Raw genomic sequence first — 7,887 nt, 5'->3', positions numbered from 1 at the left:
CACAGTCCACCAAACCCGGCCGTTCCGGTGTGCCACTTACCGCTGACAGGACGTGCCAATCAGCGCTGACATTTACAGACCGGTCAGGGCCGCTGTCGCGAAACTTGAGAGTTGCGCGACACCTCGCCCCTGCGACGCGGGACCGGTACGCTCCGGGTCGGGGGATGAGTCGATGGCCAGACGTGATCTGTTGACGGGCGACGAGCGCCGCGCGCTGTTCGGCGTGCCCCTCGACCATGCCTCGCTCGCCAAGCATTACACGGTTGCCGATGAGGACCGGCCACTGATCGAAGCGAAGCGCGGCGACGCCAACCGGCTCGGCTTCGCGCTGCACCTCGCCCTGCTGCGTCATCCCGGCTTCGGCATGCGCCACGACGAGGTCGTCCCCGACTTCCTGGTGCGGCATGTGGCCGCGCAGCTCGGCATCACGCCTGCGGTGGCCGAAGGTTACGCGCATCGCGCCCAGACCCGGCTCGAGCACGCCTGGGAGGCGATGGAGCGTTTGCGCCTGCGCGCGTTCGAGGCGGCCGACGTCCCCGGCGCGCTCGGCGCAGCCACCCGCGCGGCGGAAGCGACCGAACGGGGCAAGCCGATCGCCGCGGCAGTGCTGGGCCATTTGCGTGCTGCCCGGATCGTTCTGCCCGCGCCCGCCCGTATCGAGCGGATCGGGGTGGCGGGACGCGCCATGGCGCGCCGCCTCGCGGCCGACACGCTGGTCGATGCGCTCGGTCCGGAGCAGGTGGCGGGGCTGGATGCGTTGCTGATCGTGGACCAGGATCGCGGCACGACGCCGCTCGCGTGGCTGCGCGACACGTCGGACAGCCCGACCGCGCGCAATCTCGCCGGCATTCTCGCCCGGCTCGCGCATGTGCGTCGGCTCGGGCTCGACCCGGGCATTGCCGGCCGCATCCACGAGCACCGCTTCGAGCAGCTCGTGCGCGAAGGCCATGTCGCGCCCGCGTTCCTCCTGTCCGACTACTCGCTCCGCAGAAGGCGCGCGACACTCGCCGCAGCCGTCATCGACCTGGAAGCGCGGCTTGCGGACGCCGCGATCGAGATGTTCGGCAAGCAGACCGGCCTCCTGTTCGCCAGGGCCAGGGCCGCGCAGAAGCGCGGCATCGAGGCGACCACACGCGACGTGAACCGGCTCATGCGGCTGCTGGGCGCCACGGTCGGCGCGCTCCGGGTCGCGCGCGAGGACGGGTTGGACGTCTGGGCGGCGCTCGAAGACGGAGTGGGCTGGACGAGGCTTCTGGATGCCGAGGGCGAGGCGACCGCGATCGCCGACCTGACCCGTGACGAGCCGCTGATCCGCGCGGCGGGGCGCTACATGACGATGCGGCGCTACGCGCCCGCGTTTTTTGACGCGTTCCGGTTCAAGGCGGCAGGCTCGCGCGACGGCGTGCTCGGCGCGATCAAGGTCGTGCGCGCGCTGAACGCGACCGGGCGGCGAGCCGTGCCGGCCGATGCGCCCATGCCGTTTTCCAGAAAATGGAAGGCGGCGATCACCGAGGGCGGCGTCATCGACCGCCGTCGCTATGAAACCGCCACGGTCGCGACCGTGCGCGAGCGGCTCCAATCGGGCGACCTGTGGGTGGAGGGTACGCGCGAACACCTGCGCTTCGACAGCTATATGCTCCCGCCCGGCAAAGCGGCCGAGATCGCGCTCACGCTGCCGTTCGACACCGACGTCGGCCGCTACTTGGAGGGGCGCGCCAGGCTGCTCGACTGGCGGTTGCGCCGGTTCGCAGGCTCGCTGAAGCGCGGCACGCTTGACGGCGTGGAGCTGCGGGGCGGTGACCTCAGGGTCAGCCCGCTCGCGGCCGTAACGCCCGCTGCGGCCGACAGGCTGGACGCGGCCGTCGACCGGCTCATGCCCCGCGTGCGCATCACCGAGCTGCTCGCCGAGGTGGAAGCCCGCACCGGGTTCCTGTGCGCATTTCCGGAACTGCGCTCGGGCCGCGCCCACTCCAACCCGCAGGCCGTGCTCGCCGCGATCCTTGCAGACGCGACGAACCTCGGCATCGAGCGCATGGCCAACGCCAGCCAGGGCGTCACCTACGCCCAGCTCGCCTGGACGCATGGCTGGTACGTATCGGAAGAGAATTACGCGGCAGGGCTGCGCCATCTGGTGGACGCGCAAGCCGCGCTGCCGCTCACGCGCGTGTGGGGCGACGGCACCGCGTCGAGCTCGGACGGGCAGTTCTTCCGCTCGGGCAGGCGGGGCGCGGCCGGCAGCACCAACGCGCGCTACGACCGGGAGCCGGGGCAGAAGATCTACGCCCATGTCGCCGATACCTACGCGCCCTACCATGTCCGGCTGATCTCGGCGACCGCGGCGGAGGCGCCCTATGTGCTGGACGGGTTGGTCGCGCACGGCTGCGGCATCGAACCCGCGATCCACTACGCCGACACGGGCGGCGCGTCCGACCACGTGTTCGCGCTCGCGCACCTGCTCGGCTTCCGGTTCGTGCCCCGCCTGCGCGATCTAGCCGACCGCCGGCTCGGCCTGTTCCCGGGCACGGCCCGCCCTGAGGCGCTCGCGAAGATGATCGGGCGCCCGTTCAACATCGCTGCCATCCGCGAAAGCTGGGACGAGATCGTCCGGCTCGCCGCGTCCGTGAAGGCCGGCGTGGTGCTACCGTCGGTCATGCTGAAGAAGCTGGCCGCGTACCGTCGCCAGAACCGGCTCGACTTCGCGCTCCAGGAGCTGGGCCGGATCGAGCGCACGCTGTTCACGCTCGACTGGTTGGAATCCAGGGCGCTCCGCCAGCAGTGTCAGGCCGGGCTCAACAAGGGCGAGGCGCGTCACACGCTCGCCCAGGCCGTGTTCGTCCATAAACAGGGCCGCCTGCGCGATCCGCAATTCGAGAACCAGGCGCTGAAGGCGTCCGGGCTGACGCTGGTCACCGCCGCGATCGTGTACTGGAACACGCTCTACATGGGCCGTGCGGTCGAGCATCTGCGCGCCAGTGGCGAGCCCGCGCTCGACGAGCTGCTCGGCCATGTCGCCCCGCTTGGTTGGCGACACATCAGCCTCACCGGCGATTACCTCTGGCAGGATGCTGCTGCCGAGCTCGATCAAGACGGCTACCGCGCACTCAACATCGCCGGCGGACCCGGAGCCAAGGTGGCCTGAGCCGCCCTGTTCGCCACCTGTTCAGCTTACCGCTGTCCGTGCCACAAACCTTGAGGTGCCCCCAGCAAGGGGGACCAATGGGATAACAATCCGCTCTGAGCGGGTCGGTGACCGTTACCACGCAAGCCGATTGCGTCCCTGAGCCCGGCGCCAGCGTCGTGTTCCGAACCCAGGGCTACAAGAAAGGAATCGAGGCCGGCACCTTAAATTACCGCCACTGTCGAGAAAGACTAGACCAAGGAGTATGACTTCTCGGGCAATGGCCTGGTGGTGAGAATCGCCGTGAATCCGGTCACGCCGGTTCACGGTTTACCCGAGTAGCCGGGTATGACGCTTTGCCGTCGAGCTGGACGCCATCGAGCTGCTGTCGCCTAAGCCGGAATGAGCTGGACGCTTTTCATCGACGAATCCGGCCAGGATCAGCGTCATTCGCCCTATGAGGTGCTGACCGGCATTGCGGCCGAGGATCGTCGCGTGTGTTCGCCACGATCGTCCCGCGCGAGGCGCCGCGGCCCGAGCGCAGCGACGCGCTACGCAAGGACATGCGTTCCTGTTCGAGCGCTTCTACAATTTCCTGAACGGTCTTCCCAGCGATCCGATGGGCTATCTCGTGTTCGACGAACTCGATCGCAGCGCCACGCACATCCTGCTCGGCCAGGTGTCGAGCTATTTCGTGAACACGCGCAATGGCCGCAGCCGGTCGCGGCGCATCATTCCCGAGCCGTTCTTCGTCCATAGCGACCTGACGACGTTGATCCAGACCGCCGACATCGTCGCCTATGTCGTTAGCTGGGGGCTGCGCATCAGGCGGATGACGGCGCCGGCGCGCGACGAGCTGCGGCCGCTCGTCAACCTGGTCCATCAGCTCCAGTTTCAGCGCGAGACCGAAGGGGCGATCGGATCTACGGCATGAAGCTGATCGACGATCTGCGGCCGAAGCCCAGAGCCTGAAACGAAAGAAGGCAATGCACGCGTCACCGCGAACAAAGCCTCCAGAAACCCATTTGGTCGATTCGCCTCAACCTTCAATGACGGAAGCGGCGCTCTCGCAAGCCGCAATAGGCTTAGAGTGCCTGCTTACCCAGAGCCCCGCCGAAGGCGAGCCGGGTGGGTGTGCGGAACAAAACGGCACTCATTGACCCTAGATTAGTTGAAACCCTCACGTCCAGCCACTGGCAAATGGGCGCCGCAACTCAACGCCTTCAGGCTCCGGGCAGCTTCCTCGCTGCGTCGAGATGATTCCGGATTATTGGGATAGCGGCTTGAGCCTTGGCCCGTGCCCGCGCATCGGTCCCTTGCGCAGCATAAGCGCTATGGACCTTCAACGCTTCCTCATGCGCAGCGATCTGCCCTTGTCTGTACGCCAGATCGAACTCCCCCAACGGCGTGCTCTCCAATCGCTCAAGCATTTCCGACAAGGGCTCAGCCAGTGCCCCTTCGGCCTCGGCGGATATGGGGACGTTCAGCAGGCGGGCGTGCCCAGCAATGACGCGCGTGTGGAGGTCGACCATCCTCCGGGCGAACGAACGCGAGGCCTGGACCTGGGATCGGGCCAACGCAAGCCGGCTGGCATCGACCTCGTAACGGCTCAACGCATGAACTGCTCCGATATACTCGGAAGTCTTCACAGGCGGCGGGTTTGTGCTGATCCCAGATTGAACGGCGATCGCTGCCACGGGTGCGCCGAAGAATGCGATTGCGAGCGCACCTACAGCCGCTTCGATCGACTTTCGCATTGGTCTACTCCTCATACTACTTGGTTTTTGTGATTAGCGCGGGGCTGAGAGCCGTATCGTCTGCAGCGTTCCACCCAGAATTCAGTTAGCATCGTCGGTCGACTTCGTTTAAGAGAGCGTCGATGCGAGCAGCTAGCAGCGGGCGCGCGCGCGCATATTCGGTGTTGAACGAGGGCAGATCAGACCAGTCGAGAGCCGAAGCCGGTAACGAGGTTTTCGATGGCGGCTCGAGCCCAACGATCACGTCCGCCGTTTGAAGGTCTTCGGGCGCAAGCACGGTGAGCGCCTGCGCGTGCGTGTCTACACCCTCCAGCCGCAACGCGGCCGCCAGCGACGGGGAGACGTGCTCCTCGGGCGTAATGCCGCGAGAGCGGACCTCGATGACGATACCGCGCTCGGCTGCCCGCCGCTTCATCAGTTCGCGCGCAACCGCGCTCTTCACGCTACCATATTGGCAGACGAGAAGCACGCGGGCCGGACGACAGCGCGCCGCCACGCCTGTCGAGACAGTCGCGGCTGACGCTATGACGAGCGTCAGGAAGGCGCGGCGCGGAAACCGAAGCGGCAGTTCGCAAGTCATGCTAGGAGCCCGCCCCTGCTTCACGCCCGCGCTTAGCGCGGCAGGGCCAAGCCACGTCCATCGCCCGCTCGGCGCCCGCTGCCATGTGAACACTCTCAAAGTAGGTGTTTTCTTCGGCCCAGCGGAGATACGCGACGCGCAGCCTCTCACGGTCATACCGGGGCGCGGCACACACATCGCGCCGCGCCACGATCATCATGTCGAGCACACCTTGAAGGTAGGCCCCGCACGCTGGACTATTTGCGCGGCAGCTCGTGATGAGGTCGGCACCGTTCGCTTGCGTTGTCTTCTCTTGGGCTTGTAGCGGGGAGGTCAGCAGGACCGCCAGACACGCCCCGAGCCAATAGTGCCTCCTCATCATGTTCTCCTTCGGGTACGGTGGTCGCCAACGAGCAAGCTCCGCGTCACCAACTTCGTCGCGCACGCAGATAAAAGGCTGAGGGCACGCGCACGCGGACGCGATCGGTCAGTGCGATCGGCGCCTCGCTACGTAGCCCAGCATAAATGTCCTGGACCCGGGTCCGGGCGTGCCGCGTGATATCGGTTACCTGCGCGAGCACGGCCCAAGCGGCGCTCGGCTTGTATTCCCAAGCAGCATCTAGCGAGGGGTAGCGCCGGATCGTCTGGATTTCGTCGATTAGATAGCTGCGCTCGCGATAGCCGCTGTCCAGGCTCACCGTCCAAGTCGATTTCAGCCGCGGCAGATCATTTGTCAGCGTCACCGATCCCGAAAACGGTTCGTCCTCCGAGATCGGGCGCGGTCGCCCGGTTGTGGGATCGATCACCCGTGAGGAGATCACCTGACCGCGGGCCTTGAGCAGGCCGCCTTGCATGCCGAGCCGGGCGAGCGGCAGCGTGAGGTCGAGGATCGCCGTTTCGCGCCGGCCATTGCCGATGTTGCCCGGCGCGTTAAATCCTTCGACCGGAACCTGATCGATCACCTGCTGGAGCGCAGCATGCCGGAGCGTCAGCACGACGTCGCCGCTACCCCAGAACCGACGCTCAAATGCCGCCTCGAACACCCAGCGGCGTTCGGGCTCGAGCTTGGCATTCCCGGCGCTGACCACGCCGGTCGCCAGGTTCGCGGTCGCCACGAAGTCCGCGAAGTCGAGCTGGCCGACCTCGCGCTCGACCCGAGCGCGAACCTGAACCCTCTCGCTGGGCGACCAGGTGACGACCGCGCGCGGCTTGGGGAAGAAGAAGGACGCGGCGCTGTTGGTATCCCCCGTCTGGGAGATGGTGGAGGTCTCCACCCGCGCGCCCGCCTCAATGTGCCAGCGGGGACTGATCCGCCAGTTGGCGGTGGCGAAGCCCTCCGCGCGCCGCTCCTCGACGCGAACGCTGGCGTTGGGAAGCACGATCGGCCTCCCATCGAGCGTCAAGGCCGATGTGCCGTTCAGGAAGTTGAAGATCCCTTCGCCGCCGCCTTCGATGCTGAAGTCGGCTGAGCGCGTATAGGTAATGGTTCCGCGCAGGATGCTCTCCCCCGAGGTGCGGACCTGGGAGAAGTCGCTCAGCACCCGGTTCTGGTTCGAGCGGCTGTCATAGGTGCGCCGACGCAGCGATTGGACGACGACCATCTTGCCCTGAAGGCTCGGCCCAAGCCCGATGGTGTAATCCATGCCAACCTCGCCCCCGGTGCGGCGGTAGCGTTCGACGGTGGCGTCGGCGGGCCGATCCCGAGGCTGACGGTAATCATATCGCTCGGACTTGTCGGTCCCGGTCACGTCCAAGGCGGCGTTGAGATGGGCGAGCCCTCCGAATAGCGGCGACTGCGCGTTGCCGCGGACCTCCAACCCTTGATCGATGTCGGTCAGTCGGGCGCGCGCCTCGCGGAGCACTCGGCCCGCTCCGTCGCGCACTTGTCGAGAGCCATATCCGAACTCGCCGCCATCCTCGTCGTAGTAGCGCACCGAGCCCGACACCGACCCCTCGCCGTTCCGCCGCGAAGCGTCGAATTGGAGGGTCGGGCTGACCCGGCCGTCGCTATACGCGTTCACGGCGCCGGTGGCAGTCAGCTCGGTGCGTGCGGCGCTGCTCAGGACGATATTGGCGACGACGGTGCGGCCCTGCATGTCGATACCCGGCGTGCCGCCACGGATCAGGTCGATCCGGAGCACACTCGACGCCGGGATGCGCCTGAGGATGCCTTCCAGGCTGTCCGTCTTGGTCGAAGGCCGTTGCCCGTCGATCAAGACGTTCCCCGCCGTCCCGCCGAACCCGCGCAGGCTCTCCCCGCCATCGAACGCAAAGCCGGGCAACCGCGCGATCATGTCAAATGCCGTGTTGGGGCGCGCGGCCGCGAAGGACGCGGCAGGGAAGGATGTGACGCCCGGCTGCCCGCCAGCGGCTGCGGCGCCGTCCGGGGCGGCCGTTGTATCCTGTGCGAGCACCAAGGCGAGCCCGTAAACCCATGTCAACGTCATGCAGAA

6 protein-coding genes are annotated in these 7,887 nt (G+C 66.9%); 2 read left to right on the top strand and 4 right to left on the bottom strand.

What is annotated here, in order from left to right:
• The first annotated feature begins 172 nt into the window (after nucleotides 1-172).
• Both ACH0BU_RS15955 and ACH0BU_RS15950 read left to right on the top strand, forming a co-directional pair.
• Nucleotides 173-3,139: a Tn3 family transposase gene (locus tag ACH0BU_RS15955; protein WP_037447159.1), complete on the top strand. Its 2,967-nt coding sequence runs from the start codon at nucleotides 173-175 to the stop codon at nucleotides 3,137-3,139.
• 454 nt (nucleotides 3,140-3,593) lie between these two features.
• Nucleotides 3,594-4,052 carry a DUF3800 domain-containing protein gene (locus tag ACH0BU_RS15950; RefSeq protein WP_197462273.1) on the top strand — a complete coding sequence of 153 codons (459 nt, stop codon included), beginning with the start codon at nucleotides 3,594-3,596 and terminating at the stop codon, nucleotides 4,050-4,052.
• 289 nt (nucleotides 4,053-4,341) lie between these two features.
• On the opposite strand, the gene ACH0BU_RS15945 is transcribed toward ACH0BU_RS15950, so the two are convergent.
• The 4 genes from ACH0BU_RS15945 to ACH0BU_RS15930 form a co-directional block, all read right to left on the bottom strand.
• A complete protein-coding gene (locus ACH0BU_RS15945) occupies nucleotides 4,342-4,875 on the bottom strand; it encodes a DUF4142 domain-containing protein (RefSeq protein WP_037447162.1) in 534 nt (177 codons plus the stop codon).
• A gap of 85 nt (nucleotides 4,876-4,960) precedes the next feature.
• Nucleotides 4,961-5,455, bottom strand: a complete 495-nt coding sequence (locus ACH0BU_RS15940; protein ID WP_037447165.1) for an arsenate reductase/protein-tyrosine-phosphatase family protein — start codon at nucleotides 5,453-5,455, stop codon at nucleotides 4,961-4,963.
• Nucleotide 5,456: 1 nt separating this feature from the next.
• Nucleotides 5,457-5,813: a Rap1a/Tai family immunity protein gene (locus ACH0BU_RS15935; RefSeq protein WP_037447170.1), complete on the bottom strand. Its 357-nt coding sequence runs from the start codon at nucleotides 5,811-5,813 to the stop codon at nucleotides 5,457-5,459.
• 46 nt (nucleotides 5,814-5,859) lie between these two features.
• Entirely contained in the window at nucleotides 5,860-7,881 is a 2,022-nt protein-coding gene (locus ACH0BU_RS15930) for a TonB-dependent receptor plug domain-containing protein (RefSeq protein WP_037447173.1), read from the bottom strand.
• Between the last annotated feature and the right edge of the window lie 6 nt (nucleotides 7,882-7,887).

The organism is Sphingomonas olei (assembly GCF_045369765.1).
In the GTDB taxonomy this organism is placed as follows: Bacteria; Pseudomonadota; Alphaproteobacteria; order Sphingomonadales; family Sphingomonadaceae; genus Sphingomonas; species Sphingomonas panaciterrae.
Note: the sequence above shows the minus strand (reverse complement) of the source record. Positions and strands in the feature narration are given on the sequence as shown.

What these genes read in the sequence shown, in the direction of transcription:
- ACH0BU_RS15955 (WP_037447159.1), top strand. Translation starts at nt 173, where the DNA reads ATGGCCAGACGTGATCTGTTGACGGGCGACGAGCGCCGCGCGCTGTTC.
- ACH0BU_RS15945 (WP_037447162.1), bottom strand. Translation starts at nt 4,875, where the DNA reads ATGCGAAAGTCGATCGAAGCGGCTGTAGGTGCGCTCGCAATCGCATTC.
- ACH0BU_RS15940 (WP_037447165.1), bottom strand. Translation starts at nt 5,455, where the DNA reads ATGACTTGCGAACTGCCGCTTCGGTTTCCGCGCCGCGCCTTCCTGACG.
- ACH0BU_RS15935 (WP_037447170.1), bottom strand. Translation starts at nt 5,813, where the DNA reads ATGAGGAGGCACTATTGGCTCGGGGCGTGTCTGGCGGTCCTGCTGACC.
- ACH0BU_RS15930 (WP_037447173.1), bottom strand. Translation starts at nt 7,881, where the DNA reads ATGACGTTGACATGGGTTTACGGGCTCGCCTTGGTGCTCGCACAGGAT.